This window comes from Chryseobacterium sp. SORGH_AS_0447 (assembly GCF_030818695.1).
In the GTDB taxonomy this organism is placed as follows: Bacteria; Bacteroidota; Bacteroidia; order Flavobacteriales; family Weeksellaceae; genus Chryseobacterium.
The window spans coordinates 3,055,416-3,072,961 of the sequence record NZ_JAUTAR010000001.1; the positions used below are offsets into that span (position 1 = coordinate 3,055,416).

Genomic DNA, 17,546 nt, shown 5'->3' on the forward strand with positions numbered 1-17,546 from the left:
CAGATTTCAGCCACGGTTGTAACTCCCAAAAATTGTTGCCGGAAGCAATAATTTACTCAATAAGAAATGATTTTTCGCAAAAGTGTAAAAAACACATTTGTTTCCGGCCTACCCGCTGGAAAAGCTTTATCTTTGTATAAAATAATACAATGGAACAGGATTATTCACAGTATCCCAGACATTTGGTTGCGGTAGACTGCATTATCTTCGGATTTGACGGGGAGCATCTTAAAATCCTCCTGGTGAAAAGGAATTTCGAGCCTCAGCTGGGTGAATGGTCCCTGATGGGAGGTTTTGTCGGCAATGAGGAAACGGCTGATGAAGCAGCCAAAAGGGTGCTCCAAAACCTTACCGGCCTTGAAAATATTTATCTGGAACAGCTCAACTCTTATACTGAAATCCACCGGGAACCTACGGCCAGGATTATTTCAATTTCCTACTACGCCCTGATCCATATCGAAAAAAACCTTCAGATCAATGAAAATTACAGTTTCCAATGGTTCGATCTCCAAAGTGCCCCGAAGCTTATTTTCGACCATAATGAAATGGTGAAAGATGCCGTCCTGAGACTGAGAAGGCGGGCATCGACACGGCCCATCGGATTCGAGCTGCTGCCGGAAAAATTTACCATGAAGGATCTTCAGAATCTGTACGAAGCCATTTTCAGTGAAACCTTCGACAAACGGAATTTTACCAGCAAGATCAACGGAATGGACATCTTGGTGAAAACAGATGAAAAAGATATGACGTCATCTAAAAAAGGATCTTTCCTCTACCGTTTCGATGAAAAAAAATACAATAAGAAGATTTCCCAGGGATTTATGTTTAAAATGTAGATTTTTTTAACCGCAAAAGTCACAAAAGATCTTAAGAATTCATAATAAGTTGAATGCCGGGATACTAAAAAGTCCGCAAAAGTTTTTAAAAAACTGGAAGAGGTTTGCAAATTCCTTTAATTAATATAAAAAACAGTGAGCAAATCTTTGATTTTTTAAATTGCTTAATCTGTTTCATTATTAAATAGATTTTATGCCTTTCAAACTTCATTTGGATTGGACTTTAAAGGCTTCCAATAAAAAACCTTTCAGCGCTTCAACACTGAAAGGTTTTTTATTTATAATGCAAATTCGACTGTATTTTATTTATTTTGCGTTGATTTTTGAAATGATACTTTTAAAAATAATATTGACAGGATAAACTTCCGGCATCCAGCTTCCAACCTGTTAATCCGGCTCCTCTTTGGATTCACGTTATTTATAATCTCTCCATCAGCATTTTTCTCGGTCCCATATTCACTTCCTGTTTCAGGAGTTCGCGGGTTTTGCTGTCGATGTAATAGGTGCTTGCAGCTTTTTTCTGGGAGATGTCATCCGTTACCGAAACCATCCATACCGGTTTGTTTTTGTAAGTCCCTTTTTTTGTTCCGGTTACATAAGCTTTCATGATGCCTTTTCCCAAAGACGGGTTGTAATCGAAGATGGCCATTTCCGTGGTATAGCCTTCTTTCAGCGGAAGCCAACGGATGAGCTGGGTGTATAAATTGCTGTCGAAGAATTTTCCGGCAGTGGTTTCACTGATCTCCGTCCTGCTGTTTTTGGTTTTATCCAGATAATATCCGGTCACGGTATCGGGTTTCTCAAAATCCAGCAGCATATCCCGCTGAACATTGAAAGAGGTGTGTTTTACCGGAGCAAAGTCCGGGAGTCCGGCTATGGTTTCGTCTTTCCAGTCCGGCAAATCTTTCATTTTAACCGTTGAATTTACCGTGATGCGGTTGCCCGATTTCAGGATCTGGGTATCCACCTTACCGATTTCCACTTTTGCCGTATCCTTCAGTGCATACCAAACCATTGAATACGTTTCATTTTTGATTAATGAACGGTCTACCTGATTTTTCTCGGGGGTCTGAACATTCTGTTGGGCATTCGCAAAGGCCGGCTGCAAAAACAGCAATACGGGAAGAAGTTGTAACAATTTCATTGGTTTATTTTTGATAATTAGTGAATAAAGACTGCTGAATTGTTACAGGAGATGAAATTTAATATTGCAGTATTTTAATGAAGATAGATCGTAATATTCTGCAAAATAAAACGGTGTTCAATCCATGCGGGAGCGTGATGCCGCCTTTTCAGGGCTGATTTGATTACGATTCTTGTTGTCATCGGGCTGCACCCGATGCTGATTTATGTCGCCCCCTTCAGGGCTTGTTTGATTACGACTATTGCTGTCATCGGGCTGCACCTGATGCTGATATAAGTCGTCCTTTCAGGACTTTATGCTGTATTTCTATTTCTATTTTTATAGTAACAACCAACAGAAAAAGGTTAACCGTCAAATAACGTAAATTAAGACAGGCTTCCGGTAAATTTCATCCGGATGCCCTGCTGGAAGTTGCTGATGGTTTTAAAAATTTCAGTCAGTGTCACCCGTTCAATTTTAGTGAGACGGCTGATCTCGATATAATTGTCCGGCATTTTCTTTTCGATATTGATCTGGTGAACCTGGTTTTTCAGGCGTAAGGCCATCAGGTAATAATACGAATGGTGAAGTTCCTGGTACTGTTCTTTGCTGAAGACGCCGGCTGCCTGGAGCTTTTTCATCCGTTCTCCGGTATTTTCATTATTGATACCGTTTTTCAACGCATATACCCTGAGCAGGTCGACAATCGGACTCATCGCCGTCTTGATGTCGAAGACTTCCGCTTTACCGATCGTCTGGGTTTTAATCCTTTTAAAAAAGGTTAAAGGGGCTTCATATTGAAGGGCGTTTTTTGCGATAAAGGTAAAGAAACGCTCATTCGGAACGCGAAGCTGGTCCTGAATAAAATCTTTCAGTTCGTTGATGATCGCTTCTTCTCCATAGATATAACGGCAGTCGAAAAGGGTAGAAAACTTCATGGCATTTTCAGGAACGGTTTCATTGATCCATTCTTCATAGTTCCGTTTCCAGTGGGACAACGAATGCGTCCATTTCGGATTGCTGGCCATAAATTCGCCTTTGCAGTAAACAAAACCGATGGTATTGAGATCGTCGGAAACCCTTTTGGCAAAATCAAGAAAGTATTCACGCACCATTTCGCGCTGTTCATTGGCTTTGTCTTCATAGGTGATGCCGTTATCCTGATCGGTGCTTAAGGTCTGCTCTTTCCGTCCTTCACTTCCGGTGACCATGAAAACAAATTTCGCCGGCGGTTTCCCGATCTGGCGGATCACATTTTCAATTACTTTTATGGTGATGGTATCGGCAATGGTAGTAATGATCTGGCTGGCAATTTCCCCGTGAACGCCGCGGCCCAGCAGCTGGTTGATCATATCCGGTACCTGCAGCCACTTTTTACGGAGTTCCGCTGTTGTACCGGCCTGCTTTACCGACTGTATGAAAACCAGCGGCGACTGTGCCTGCTCGCTCAACAGCCGGTTCCTGCTGAGAAATCCTGCCATTTCACCCTCTTTTTCTACCAACAAATACCGGGTTTTGGTTTTAAACATCATCAGCACCGCCTCATAAAGATAGGCATCGCTGGAAATGGAAACAATGGGGTTATCCATTACTTCTTGTACCACTTTCTGCGGATCTATGCATTGGGCAATAACGTTGTCACGCAGGGTAATATCCGTTACGTAACCTACGATATTTTGATCCTGCTCATTCCGGATGAATAAACAGCTTACCTTGTTTTTCGCCATGATCCGCGCGGCTTCAAAAATCGGGGTGCTTCCGGTACACGAAACGATATCTTTAAAAGCAATGCTTTCTATTTTCCTTGAATACAACTGGTCTGCCGCAAAATAACTTTCCTCAAAAGATGCCGGTGTTTTTACAAAATGCGCGAACTCTTCATCCAGCATTTTCTTCCCGAAATCGGCAGTGAAATAATGAAAAAAATCTTCATAAGCATTACAGAGCTCGGTAAATTCTTTTTTAGGAAGCGTGTACACGACGGTTCCTTTTTTCGCCATTACAGATTTTAAAGCCCGGACCCTGTTCAGCACCACGGAGATTCCCCCGAAACAGTACGGTGAATGGTGAATTTCGATACACCTTTTATTTTGGGAGGCATCAAAGAAAAACGTTTCGTACTCTCCTTCCATAATGACATCCACGCCCTGCATTTCGGTAACTTCCTGGCGATAAGCCAGTGTTTCTTTAGGAAATGTTTTCTTCTGCATGCTTTCGGAAACTTCCTGCAGCACGCTTTCCGGCAAAAGGCTGAAAGGCGGTGTTTTCTGTAAAAGCGGGATCAGATGTTCCATAGGTTGATTATCATTTTAAAACGGGAAAGTGTAATTTTTCTGTGATCAGATCGTGTTTTTCTTCAAGATCATTTTGGGATAACTGGTTCTGCCGGCGGATTTCAAAAAAGCAACGGGCCGTCATTTCTGCATCGATGATCGCATTATGGGAAGGTTCTGATTTATCATTTAAAAGGAGCCGATAGAGCTGCGGCAGACGCATGCCCGTTTCTGAAGCTCCGGACCTGTACTGCCTGCTTTTCAGCATCGTACAGTACAACCGGCTGTTTTGGAAAGGATTCGGCAGCCCCGCCCTGAAGTAATCTGCAGACAAAGTATGAAGGTCGAATTCGAGGAAATGACCTACGATCAAAGGATGATATTTTACGATGTCTTCAGTAAGACGGGTCAATACTTCCCTCCTGCTTTTACCACGGGATCTCAGGAATTCTTCGGTAATGCCATGAATCCTGAAGGATCCTTCGCTGATCACCAGATCCTCTTCAAAAATGTATTGGTCTTCCTTTTTGATCTCCGTTCCGTCTTCCGAACAGATGATCCAGGAAACCTGAACCGCTGAGGGCCAGTTTCCGGTGTCGGAATACGGGAGATCCCACCGTTTGGGAACTGCCGTGGTTTCCGTATCGATAAATAGGAGGTAAGGATTCACAGAAATGGTTTTGATACAAATGTAGTGATATTGATCTTTTTACCAGTATGTTGATTCGCTATAATTTCACATTTTTTAATACATTTTAAACTTTAATCTTAAATATGCATTAGTGGATTTAGCAGACTTTTGAACCATCTTGAAACAGTAAAATAATTGCTCCGGAGAAACAGTATCTGTGCAGTATTTTTATTGGTTGAAGTCATCGGAACTCCGGCGGAGTTCTATCTTTTTACAGTATGCCGTTTACTTAGCAAGCGTTTCTTAGATAGCACACCTATGGCGTGCTCAATATATGCTTCTGGTAATATGCTACACAGATAATTTTCCTACGGAATAATTTTTAAATACCGGAATGGAATTTTTTCTTTCTATGCATGTCTGATTTCCAGAACAATCTATGTTATAAATCCGTTATAATATGCATGATTCAACTTCAATTCATCAGCAATAACCCCACAACCGGTATATCAGCAGAAAAATAAAAAAACAGAATACCATCGGCATCCTGTTTTTTATTGATATTATCATTAAATATTACCAGAATCTTACATAAATAGCGGTAAGCAGCAATAGAGTAATGACAATTAAAACCATTGTTCTTGAGTCTACCTTAAACATTTTGCTGTCGATGGCAAAAGCTTTCGGGTTGACTTTCGGTCCTGCAAGGCTGATCAGAACCATCACCACGATGGTAATAAAGAATGACCATCCCATGTTGATGAGGAACGGGATTTCGGTGATGGTGTGTACCACGCCGTTTTCCAGTTTTTCATAGGTGAATGCCGTATACAGCCAGGTTTCTTTTCCGAAGATGCCGATGGCAAAGCTGTTGAAGAAGATCGCCAGTACGAACCCTAAGATTACCCCTACCAAAGCTGCAGTCCCGGTAGTTCTCTTCCAGAACATTCCCAATAAGAACATGGCAAAAACCCCGGGGCTGATAAATCCGGTGTATTTCTGGATGAACGTAAATCCTCCTTCCCCACCGATGCCCAGAACGTCGGTCCAGGTAAAGGCAAGCGCAACCATCATCGCAATGATAATGACCCATCTTCCCGTTCTTACCATCTGGATTTCGGTAGCATCCGTTTTCAGGTATTTTTTATAGATATCCAGGGTGAAGATCGTTGAAATACTGTTTACTTTTCCGGCCAGGGAAGCTACGATGGCTGCGGTTAACGCTGCTACCGCCAGACCTTTCAATCCGGAAGGCAGGAAGGTTAGAATGGCAGAATAGGCACCATCCTTCACTCCGTTGAATCCCGGAAGCTGTCCTTTGGTGTACAGCACGTAAGCTGCAATCCCCGGAAGCATTACGATGATCGGCATAAACAGTTTCAGGAATCCGGCAAACAGGATCCCGGTTCTTGCCGTTTTCAGGTCAGCTCCCAGCGCACGTTGGGTGATGTACTGGTTACAGCCCCAATAGTTCAGGTTAACGATCCACTGTCCGGCAAAATACATCGCCAATCCCGGTAACACCACGTATTTCTGAACGTCCATATTCTGAGGCATCCCTAAAGTAGTGGTTGTCGTTGTCGGTTTATCAAGCATCAGTTTGAAGTGACCCGGCGCTTCGTTCATCAAAGTATTAAATCCGGCGAACGCATTTCCTACTGCTGCACCGTTGATTCTCTGGTCAACGATCTGCAGCGCCATGTATACGGTAGCAAAACCTCCAATGATCAGTACCGCTACCTGGATTACGTCGGTGTACCCGATTACTTTCATTCCTCCCAAACCGATCAGCAAAGCCATCAGCAGAAGAACGATCATAATGATGTGAAGGTGTTCGCCGCCCAGTAAAGTATCGATGGCCAATGCACCGAGATACAGGATGGAAGTCAGGTTGACAATCACATACAAAAACAGCCAGAATACGGCCATGATCAGGGAAACCGATTTGTTGTAACGGGTTTCTAGAAACTGCGGCATGGTGTAGATCTTATTTTTGAGGTAGATCGGGATAAACCATACGGCGATGATGATCAGGGCAACAGCGGCAATCCATTCGTAGGCGGCAACGGCCACTCCCACGAAAAACCCTTCACCGCTCATCCCGATGAACTGCTCCGCCGAAATGTTGGAAGCGATCAAGCTGGCGCCGATGGCCCACCAAGTGAGCGATCCTTCGGCAAGGAAATAATCTTTACTGCCCGTAGACTCGGATTTTTTCTTTTTGTAAATCCAGAGCCCGTAGGATGCTACCACCACAAAATATATTAAGAAGATGATGATATCAATGGTTGCTAGTTTTCCCATACTTATTTTTTAACAGAAAATTTATAAATGGTTTTAGTCTGGTAATTTTGTCCCGGCTTCAGCTCCGTGGAAGGGAAAGCAGGCTGGTTCGGAGAATCCGGATAGTGCTGGGTTTCCAGGCAGAATCCGCTTCTTTTTTCATATTTGCCACCGGTTTTGGTATCGAATTTTCCGTCCAGGAAATTTCCGGAGTAAAACTGTACGCCCGGCTGGTCGGTCATTACTTCCATGACCCTTCCGCTTGCAGGGTGGTACACCGTAGCGATGGTTCTCATTCCGGTTCCTTTCAGGATCCAGTTGTGATCGTATCCGCCACCTAATTTCAGCTGCTCGTCTTCTGCATTGATGTCTTTGCCGATCGCTTTGGCAGCCGTAAAATCAAACGGGGTTCCCTTTACGCTTTTTTCTTCTCCCAAAGGAATAAGCGTTTTGTTTACCGGTAAGAATTTATCTCCGTTGATCTGAAGTTCATGATCCGTAATCAGATTGGAATAATTTCCGGAAAGATTGAAATACGAATGCTGCGTAAGGTTTACGACAGTCGGTTTATCGGTTTCTGCTTCGTAGGAAATTTCCAGGGCATTGTCTTCGGTAAGGGTATAAAGAACTGTAGTTGTTAGCTTTCCCGGATATCCTTCTTCACCGTCAGCGCTTACATAGGTTAATTTTAAAGTTGGTAATTTGGCATCTTTCACCTGTTCTACCGTCCATATTTTGGTATGGAAGCCTTCTTTTCCTCCGTGAAGGCTGTTTGGACCGTCGTTTTTGTCGATGTCATACGTTTTGCCATCCAAGGTCAATTTGGCATTGGCAATCCTGTTTCCGTATCTTCCGATCAAAGCGCCGAAATAATACGGATTCCCGTTGAAATAATCTTCAGGTTTGGTGAATCCTAAAACCACGTCCTGGTATTTCCCGTCTTTATCGGGAGCGGTAAGCGAAGTGATGATCCCACCATAATTGATGACCTCCACTTTCATCCCGTTCCTGTTGCTTAACGTATATTTTTTAATGGAATCTCCTTTTGCGGTAACTCCGTAATCTGAAACCTGTACATTTTCCATGGTATGTGAGTTCGTTTTATTGTTGTTTTCCTTTTTATTGCAGCCGAAAATACATAAAACTGCTAATAAAATGAATAAACTGCCTCCTATTTTTTTCATAATACATGATATTTGTTGAAGAATTAACGGTAATAGATTTCATTCCATCGAAGGGTGTTCTTAAAATCACGGATTTTCGTGTCTTCGTCAATCACCAGCGATTCGATTCCCGCCATTTCTGCGAAATCCTCCAGCTGATCCACCGTCAGGTTTTCACTGTAGCAGGTATGGTGCGCACCACCGGCCAGGATCCATGCTTCAGCAGCCGTATAAAGATCCGGAAGCGGTTTCCAGAGCACCCTTGCTACCGGAAGTTTCGGAAGCTCTTCGGTAATGTCCAGCGATTTTGTTTTGTTGATCAGCAATCTGAAATGGTTTCCGAAATCCATCAGTGCCGCAACCAGCGAATCGGTATTGCCTCTTGAATTGAAGACCAGTCTTACAGGGTCGGCCTTTCCTCCGATTCCCAGCGGGTGGATTTCACATGACGGCTTATCAGCAGCCAGTACCGGATCTACTTCAAGCATGTGGGAACCTAAAATAGATGGGTTGGAAGGATTTAAATGATAAGTATAATCTTCCATGAATGCGTTTCCGCCTTCCAATCCCTGTCCCATGGTTTTCATCGCTCTCACCAGGGCTGCCGTTTTCCAGTCGCCTTCGCCGGCAAAACCGTATCCTTTTTCCATCAGTCGCTGTACGGCGATTCCCGGAAGCTGTTCCATCCCGTGAAGGTCTTCGAAAGTATCGGAAAATCCTTTGAAATTTCCGTCTTTCAGGAATTTTTCAAGACCAAGCTCAATTCTGGCAGCCGTTTCTAATGATTTTCTATTGGCACCGCCGGAAAGCAGGGATTCTGCCATTCTGTAGGAAGCTTCATATTCTTCGATCAAAGTTTTCACTTCGCCCTCCCCGATTCCGTTGATCACGCTTACCAGATCACCGATTCCCCAGGTATTAACGGAGAATCCGAATTTGGTTTCCGCTTCCACTTTATCACCGTCGGTTACGGCCACATACCGCATATTATCTCCGAAACGGGCGAACTTAGCACCCTGCCAGTCGTCCCAGCCGGCAGCCACACGGCTCCAGTCGCCGATCTGCTTCTGTACCCTTTCCTCTGCCCAGTGTCCTACTACTACTTTTCTGTTTTTGCGGAGGCGGCTCACCATAAATCCGAATTCACGGTCGCCATGCGCCGCCTGGTTCAGGTTCATAAAATCCATATCCATCGTTGACCATGGAATATCCTGGTTGAACTGGGTATGAAGGTGCAGCAAAGGTTTCTGCAAAGCCGTAAGTCCACGGATCCACATTTTAGCCGGTGAAAAGGTATGCATCCAGGTTACCACCCCGATACAGTCGGCAGTATGATTGGCGGCTACCAGGGTTTCGAAAATTTCTTCCGTTGTTTTTACAGTAGGCTTTAAAACCACTTTTACAGGAATCTGTGACGAAGCATTGAACGCTTCCACGATTTTCGCTGAATGTTCGGCTACCTGTGCTAATGTTTCAGGGCCGTATAAATGCTGGCTTCCGGTAATGAACCAGATTTCTTTCGTATTGAGAGGTGTTAACATAGTTTATAAATGATGATTGATAATTGATGATTGATTTTTAATGCTGTTTCTTATAAAACCTAACGGGTTTTTGGAAACCCGTTAGGTTTAGATTATTTTATGTTGAACCTTTTGGATTCGTTTCTCATGAAACCTCATAGGTTTTTAAAACCTATGAGGTTTATATTTTAAAAGCAGCCAGAAGCTAAAAGCCAACAGCCAGCCGCCTGTTACTGTCCGTAATAAGCATCCTTCCCGTGCTTCCTTTCGTAATGTTTTTTAATTAACGAATCTTTTAAACGAAGCGCGTCCGGATTGATCTGTCTTGTAAGATAAGCCATTTCAGCAATGGTTTCCAGGACTTTGCTGTTATACACCGCTTTTTCTGCATTTTTGCCCCAGGTAAACGGACCATGATTCCCGATCAGGACCATTTCCACTTCCTGCGGTGAGAGATTTTTCTCTCTGAAACAGTCGAGGATCTGGATGCCGGTGTTGTATTCGTAGTTGCCTTCGATCAGGCTGTCGTCCATCGGAGGGGCACATGGAATATCGGAAGTCAGGTGATCCGCATGGGTGGTCCCGAAAATCGGGATGTCCATCTGCGCCTGTGCCCATGCCACGGAATAGATGGCATGCGTATGGGAAATCCCGCCGATGTTTTCCCAGTTTTTATACAGGTACGCATGGGTCTTGGTATCGGAAGACGGTCTCAGCTTTCCTTCTATGACATTCGCATCGTAATCCAGGATCACCATATCTTTCGGCTTTAAATCGGCATAGGGAACGCCGCTCGGTTTGATGGCGAAAATGCCTTCGTTGCGGTCAACAGCGCTTACGTTTCCAAAGGTATACACCACCAGCTTCAATGCATCGAGCTGCATATTGGCTTCGTAGCATTCCCGTTGAAGTTCTTTATATTTTTTCATGTTGTTTGTTTTTTGGTGTTTAAGCCCTGTTAAGGTTGAGAACCTTAACAGGGCTCTTAATTACGCTTTCCGTAAAGTCGGCAAGCTGCTGGTATTGCTCCATCAGCCGGTCGTACTCCTGCACCTGTTCCGGCTGCGGATGGTATTCCGCTTCAAAATCGGAACCCATGTGACAGCTGGCTTCCTGAACATCAGGATAAACACCTGCGGCCACGGCGGCGTATATGGCGGCACCCAATGCCGGTGCCTGGTCTGAAGCTGCAACAATGATCGGCATATCCAGTACATTGGCCAATGTCTGCATAATGAACGGAGATTTTCTGGCCACACCTCCGATTCCGATCACTTTATGAATAGGAATTCCCTCTTCCTCGAAACGGTCTACGATTTTCTTGGCTCCGAAGCAGATGGCATTTACCAGTGCTTTGAAAATATGCGGTGCTTTGGTTCCCAGGGAAAGGTGGCTGATGGCCGCTTTCAGTTCCTGATTGGCATCAGGAGTCCTTCTTCCGTTCACCCAATCCAAGGCTACCGGAATGGCTTCACCAACAGGAATTTTTTCTGCTTCCAGGGTTAAATTTTTGATCAGGTTATTTTCAAATTCTTCTTTAAGCTGTGCTTTCTGTTCCGGTGAAATGATCTCGGAATGCTGCAGCATGTTGTTTACCGGCCACATCAGAATGTCGCGGAACCAGGCCAGTACGTCTCCGAAAGCAGATTGTCCTGCTTCCAGCCCGGCCATTCCCGGGATCACGGATCCGTCTACCTGGCCGCAGATTCCTTTTACGGTTTTGTCGGCGATGATTTCGTTCGGGGCTACCATGATGTCGCAGGTAGAGGTTCCCATAATCCTGATCAGGGTGTTCTCTTCCACTTTAGCACCTATGGCACCGGAGTGGGCATCAAAAGTTCCGACAGCAATCACTGTTGCGGTGGTTAATCCTAATTTTGCCGCCCATTCTTCATTAAGATGGCCGGCAACCTCATCAGAAGTATAGGTTTTATCGTATAATCGGTCTCTGAGCTGCCCTAAAGACGGGTCGAGCCTGTTGAGAAAATCTTCGGAAGGCAGTCCGCCCCAGCTTTCGTGCCACATGGCTTTATGCCCGGCTGCGCAGCGGCTTCTTTTAAATGTTTCGAGATCCTGGTGATCTGACAACAGGAAAGTGATGTAATCGCAATGTTCCATCCAGCTGTGTGCTGCATTTTTCACTTCTTCATCCACGCGATTGATGTGCAGGATTTTCGCCCAAAACCATTCGGAGGAATAGATCCCGCCTTCAAAACGCGTATAATCCTCACCGCCCCATGTTCTGGCAAGGGTATTGATTTCTTCAGCTTCACGGATCGATGTGTGATCTTTCCACAATACCATCATGGCATTCGGGTTTTCTTCAAAACCGGGTGTCAGGGAAAGGGCTATTCCCTCCTGATTTACAGGAAGAGGCGAGGATCCGGTGGTATCGATGCAGATGCTGACGATTTCTTCCGGCTGTACACCGCTTTGTCTAACCACTTCGGTGATGGTTTTTTCCAGTCCTTCGATATGGTCTGAAGGATGCTGCCTGAACCTGTTTTTTTCAGGGCTGCAGAAACGGCCTTCTTTCCAGCGTTGGTAATAGCTTACCGAGGAAGCCAGCTCCGCTCCGTTTTCGGTATCGATGAGTACTGCCCGAACGGAATCGGTCCCGTAATCTAATCCTATAACATATTTTTTCATGAATGGGAATACTTGATTTCTTTTTTGATCTGTTTAAATTTTATACTTCACTTAATGACTCATACACTCTCGCAGATCAGCAGATTCAGCAGATTTTTCGAGATTAAACCTGCGTGACCACCGTGATCTGCCAGAAATTATAATGTTATAAAATCATTATTTATTCATTTCAGAGATTCAAACAAATATAAGATTCTTTTTAATTAAATGTAATAAATACACTTAATTTTTATAATTTACTGATTATTAAATATTTAAATTTAATTAATCTTTAAAATTACCAATGATTGGGCAGGAATATCCACCATTAATTTCCCCTTTTTCAGGTTCAGGGTTTCTTCTTTAGGCTGAATGGGTTCATTTTCAAAGCTGTTCTCGGTAGAAAGTTGCGGGGCTGTCAGGGTAATTTTTGTCAGCCTGTTCCCTAATTGTAAGCTTTCCGGATTGATGGTTACAGATTTACCTTCGGCATCCGTATTCACGATCTTGATAATGGTTTCTTTGGTCTTTGCATCTTTTACGGCCGTAGCATACAGCTGATCCTGCCCCGTTACCGGTTTTCCGTTACCGGTAATTTTCAGGACCTCCGTTCCTTTGTTGTTGGAAAAAAGTTTCTGGACATAATAATTGGGCGTTGCGTAAGATTTTAAGTTATTGAACCAGATCAGGTCCGGCGTCCACTGCCATCCTTCTGCGTGGGCGAAAAGCGGTGCATAAGATGTCATCGTCACTACATCGGCATTTCTTTCTAGCCCTGTCATGAAAGCGGCTTCAGAAAGTGCGGTAAGCCAACTGTTCTTATTGTCAGGCTTTACAACACCAACCGATTGCGCTGCATATTCCCCGGCAAAAACTTTAGGTCCGGAACGGTTGTATTTATCATATCTCCCGGCATTTTTCATAAACCATTCCGGGGAATTGTAGTAATGCTCGTCGACGATCTGGGCATTAAGTTTTTTCAGCTCTTTCCATCCGTAATCAAAGAAATCGCCGTCGGGAGAAGGCCCGCTCCCGGAAACGATCTTAATATCCGGATATTTGGAATGGATGGCCTTTTCAAAAACTTTATAGCGTTCGATATAATCTGCTCCCCATTGTTCGTTTCCAACCCCGATGAATTTCATATTAAAAGGTTGCGGATGTCCCATTTCAGCACGGATTTTTCCCCATTTCGTATGGGAATCGCCGTTGGCAAATTCAATCAGGTCCAAAGCGTCCTGAACATACGGATCCAGATCTTCCATTTTTACGAGTTCGGCGGTATTAAACTGGCAAGCCATTCCACAGCTTAAGATTGGAAGCGGTTCGGCATTCAGGTCCTCTGCTAGCTGGAAATATTCAAAAAAGCCAAGACCGAAAGACTGCCAGTAATCAGGGGTAAGGCGATGCGCAAATCCGTTGTTCCATTTATTGATCAGGTTTTCCCTGTCTTCCACTTTACCAATTGTTTTTTTCCACTGGTACCGTTCTGCCAATGTCCTTCCTTCTACGATACAGCCCCCCGGAAAACGTAAAAATCCCGGATGTAAATCATATAATTTCTGCACCAGATCTTTTCGTAAACCGCCTTTTCTTCCTTTCCAGGTATCCTGAGGAAACAGTGAGATCATATCCATATTCACAATGCCTTTTCCGGTAAATGTGATTTGGAGCTTTGCTTTTTCAATCGTTTTGGAAGGATTGAAAACTGCATTGTATTTTTGCCAGCCCCCGCTTTTTATGATGTTGGAAACTGAAGAAACCACCGTTCCTTTTTCATCGACAAGACTGATGTTGATGGCAGAAATGTTTCCTGAAACGTTTTCCAAATTAAAACTTAAGTCATATTTTTCACCCTGATGCAGCCCGATTCCTCTGAATCCTTCATTTTCCAGGAGATAGTTTTTGTCGTTCCCCACCGTGATTCTTGCGTAATTTCTATTAGGTTTAGACTTATCGGTTATGATGGTTAAAAACCCGGAATCCAGGTTTGGAGAAAGTGTTTTCGTGTTGGGTTGCTTCCATCCCGTCAACGGTTCGTCGAACTCGAAGCTGCGGTTTTTGATGAGTTCAGCGTACAATCCGCCGTCTGCTGCAAAATTGATATCCTCAAAAAAAATCCCGTACATCGTTGGCTGGATTTTAATTCCGGTAGACGCACCGTTCAGATCAAGGCTGAAGCTTGATTTTTGAGACTGAGCGGAAAAGAAAGTGGCCGTCAGGAAAAGTGCGGCGGCACAAATTGTATTTTTTGTTTTCATGAAGTCTGCTTATCAAACCTCATAGGTTTTAAAAACCTATGAGGTTTTGTGAGGTTTTGTAAGTTTAATTATTATTTTACCTTGAGCGGAAGGCTTTTTAATCCTGAATCGGCAGAAGTTCCGCCGTACAGGATGGTATAATCGCCGGGTTTGGACACCAGGTCATCTGCTTTTTCGTCATAGAACATAAAAGAATCCGGCGACAGGGTGAGCTGGACAGTTTTAGAGTTTTTGGACGGAACGGATACCCTTTGGAAGGCCCTGAGTGTTTTTACAGGAGCCAACGGATCATTGTTCCGCTTGATGTAGACCTCAACGACTTCTTCGCCGTTTTTTCCGGAAGTATTGCTTACCGGAACTGAAAGAGTTACATTTTCATTCGTACCGATGCTGTTTTTGCTGAGGGTCGCATTTCCGTAAGAAAAGGATGAATAGCTCAGCCCGTGACCAAACGGATACAACGGTTTTTCTTTCATATAACGGTAGGTTCGTCCCTGCATGTCGTAATTTTCAAACCCCTCATGCTTGCCGGTTTTGGACAGGGCATTATCCAGCTGTGCAATATTTTTATAGAAGGTAACCGGAAGCTTTCCGGATGGGTTGTAATCTCCGAACAATACATCGGCTACGGCTGTTCCGCCGGATTGTCCGCCGTACCAGGCGTTTACCAAGGCATCGTAATTTTTTTCGTCCTGCTCCAATCCGAGGGCACTTCCGGTACACAGTACAAAAACAACCGGTTTTCCTGTTTTTCTTAATTCAGCCAAAAGCTCACGCTGAACTTTCGGCAGTTCGATATTGGTTTTATCACCTCCTTTGAAACCTTCGGCATTCACCAGCATTTCCTCTCCTTCAAGGCTTGGGGAAAGTCCGCCGGCAAATACGATCACGTCGGCGTCTTTTACTTTTTCTTTTACCTCGGCAAAATTCACCGGATCTTTACGGTACACTTCAAAACCGATGCTCACGTATTTACCTTTCTGGCTGTGACGGAGTTCCACCTGATATTCTTTTCCTTTCTGCATCTGCACCGGGAATTCCGACGGATGTCTTGCGTCCGGGCCTTTGCGGGTAGCGATTTCCTTTCCATCGATCAGTAAGGTGTACACATCGGAGGTAAATGCGGAGAATACCACTTCGCCGGTGTAGCTGCTGGTAAAGGTACCGGAAATCCTGGCAGAAGTATTTTCACGGTTAACGCCCGGAGCGAGCTGGGTTCCGCCGAAGCTGCTGTAATTAATAACGGAATTGTTTACTGAGGTATTCACCGGAGTTCCTTGCCAATCGGGATTGTTGAAGAATTCTACCTTCATGCCCGGCGCTCCGTTTTTCTGACTTTTGAAATTTCTGGCCAGTGAGGTTCTTGCGGAAGGATCTGCAATTTCACATCCTTTTTCATAGATGATTTCCGTACCGGGAAGCTTGGCTTTAATACCGTCCAAGATGGTAACCGTAGAAGAAGGGGTTCCGTTGTAGTTGCCCAGCTGCATGATTCCGTCATCGGCATTAGGTCCTACAATTGCGATTTTCTTTATGTTTTTGTTTAAAGGCAAAACATTTTTCTCATTTTTCATCAGTACGATCGACTTCCGGGCCATTTTCAGTGCCTGTTGCTTATGCTCTTCGGAATCGACGACCGTATACGGGATGCTGTTCCAGCGTACGGCTGATTTCGGATCGAGCATACCGAGTTCAAACCAGCCTTTCAGGATCCTGCGCATAGATGCATCAATGTCTTTTTCAGTGATCAGGCCGCTGGCGAGGGATTTATTGAGGTTGTTGTAGGTATCTCCGCATTCAAGGTCGGTAGAATGTTTCAGCGCATCGGCTGCCGTGGATTTTTCATCCGGATGGGTTCCGTGGTATTTTTTCTGGTAGAAGTCGGCGAGTGCCCAACAATCGGACACCACCATGCCATCGTATTTCCATTTTCCTCTCAGGATATCACTTACCAGAAAATCATTGGCACAGCATGGCTGACCGTCGAATGCGTTGTAGGCACACATCACTTCCCTTACATTTCCTTCGATCACCAAAGCCTTAAAAGCCGGCAGATAGGTTTCATAAAGGTCGCGATGAGAAATTTCAGCGTTATAGGAGTGCCGGTTCCATTCCGGGCCGCTGTGTACAGCGAAGTGCTTGGCACAGGCGTGCGTTTTGAAGTAGTCGGGATCATTTCCCTGCAATCCTTTTACGGCTGCTACGCCCAGGCTTGCCGTCAGGAACGGATCTTCTCCATAGGTTTCCTGCCCTCTTCCCCATCTCGGATCACGGAAGATGTTGATGTTGGGTGTCCAGAACGTGAGTCCTTCATATCGTCCGGTTTTTCCTGCTTCGTCAAAAGACCGGTTGTATTTGGCTCTGGCTTCGTCAGAAATCATTTCAAAAGTTTTCAGGTGTTCCGGGACATCCCAGCTTGCCGCCAACCCGATGGCCTGTGGAAAAACCGTAGCGGTTCCCGCCCTTGCCACACCGTGCAGTGCCTCGTTCCACCAGCCGTATGCGGGAATACCCAGCCGGGGAACGGCTTTGGAATTATCCATCATCATTCCTATTTTTTCATCTACCGTCAGCAGCCCGAGGAGGTTTTCAATCCGCTGTTCTACGGGTAATTTAGTATTTCTGAACGGTTCTGTATCGGCGGTCTGTGCAGATAGTCCCGATGCCGTGCTGATGAGGAGGCTGATGCCTAAAGTTATCTTTTTCATATATGAATATCAATGGTCACATGTTGTTTATGCTTTTCATCATTTAAAATTCATCAATGGTTTCTGGTAATCTTTGTGAGAAGCACAAATATAGGATTCTCTTTTAAATAAATGTGTAAT

At 44.5% G+C, this 17,546-nt stretch carries 11 protein-coding genes; 1 reads left to right on the forward strand and 10 read right to left on the reverse strand.

What is annotated here, in order from left to right:
• Positions 1-149: 149 nt before the first annotated feature.
• A complete protein-coding gene (locus QE422_RS14075) occupies positions 150-836 on the forward strand; it encodes an NUDIX domain-containing protein (RefSeq protein WP_307459577.1) in 687 nt (228 codons plus the stop codon).
• Between the two features lie 418 nt (positions 837-1,254).
• Here the strand turns inward: QE422_RS14075 and QE422_RS14080 are convergent, their stop codons facing one another.
• The 10 genes from QE422_RS14080 to QE422_RS14125 form a co-directional block, all read right to left on the reverse strand.
• On the reverse strand, positions 1,255-1,980 hold the full coding sequence (locus QE422_RS14080; protein ID WP_307459580.1) for a hypothetical protein: 726 nt from the start codon (positions 1,978-1,980) through the stop codon (positions 1,255-1,257).
• A gap of 365 nt (positions 1,981-2,345) precedes the next feature.
• Positions 2,346-4,253, reverse strand: coding sequence for a DUF294 nucleotidyltransferase-like domain-containing protein (locus QE422_RS14085; protein ID WP_307459583.1), 1,908 nt, complete (start codon positions 4,251-4,253; stop codon positions 2,346-2,348).
• Positions 4,254-4,263: 10 nt separating this feature from the next.
• A complete protein-coding gene (locus QE422_RS14090; RefSeq protein ID WP_307459585.1) occupies positions 4,264-4,902 on the reverse strand; it encodes a 3'-5' exonuclease in 639 nt (212 codons plus the stop codon).
• 537 nt (positions 4,903-5,439) lie between these two features.
• Entirely contained in the window at positions 5,440-7,167 is a 1,728-nt protein-coding gene (locus tag QE422_RS14095; RefSeq protein ID WP_307459589.1) for a sodium/solute symporter, read from the reverse strand.
• A gap of 2 nt (positions 7,168-7,169) precedes the next feature.
• Positions 7,170-8,330: an aldose epimerase family protein gene (locus QE422_RS14100; RefSeq protein WP_307459592.1), complete on the reverse strand. Its 1,161-nt coding sequence runs from the start codon at positions 8,328-8,330 to the stop codon at positions 7,170-7,172.
• Between the two features lie 23 nt (positions 8,331-8,353).
• Positions 8,354-9,850, reverse strand: a complete 1,497-nt coding sequence (araA, locus tag QE422_RS14105; RefSeq protein ID WP_307459596.1) for an L-arabinose isomerase — start codon at positions 9,848-9,850, stop codon at positions 8,354-8,356.
• 209 nt (positions 9,851-10,059) lie between these two features.
• On the reverse strand, positions 10,060-10,758 hold the full coding sequence (locus tag QE422_RS14110) for an L-ribulose-5-phosphate 4-epimerase (RefSeq protein ID WP_307459599.1): 699 nt from the start codon (positions 10,756-10,758) through the stop codon (positions 10,060-10,062).
• Between the two features lie 19 nt (positions 10,759-10,777).
• Positions 10,778-12,478, reverse strand: coding sequence for a ribulokinase (locus QE422_RS14115; protein ID WP_307459602.1), 1,701 nt, complete (start codon positions 12,476-12,478; stop codon positions 10,778-10,780).
• Between the two features lie 260 nt (positions 12,479-12,738).
• Positions 12,739-14,718 (reverse strand): alpha-L-arabinofuranosidase C-terminal domain-containing protein, encoded by a 1,980-nt coding sequence (locus QE422_RS14120; protein ID WP_307459604.1) that lies wholly within the window; start codon positions 14,716-14,718, stop codon positions 12,739-12,741.
• A 71-nt stretch (positions 14,719-14,789) separates the two neighbouring features.
• Positions 14,790-17,426, reverse strand: coding sequence for a glycoside hydrolase family 3 C-terminal domain-containing protein (locus tag QE422_RS14125; RefSeq protein WP_307459608.1), 2,637 nt, complete (start codon positions 17,424-17,426; stop codon positions 14,790-14,792).
• Positions 17,427-17,546 lie beyond the last annotated feature (120 nt).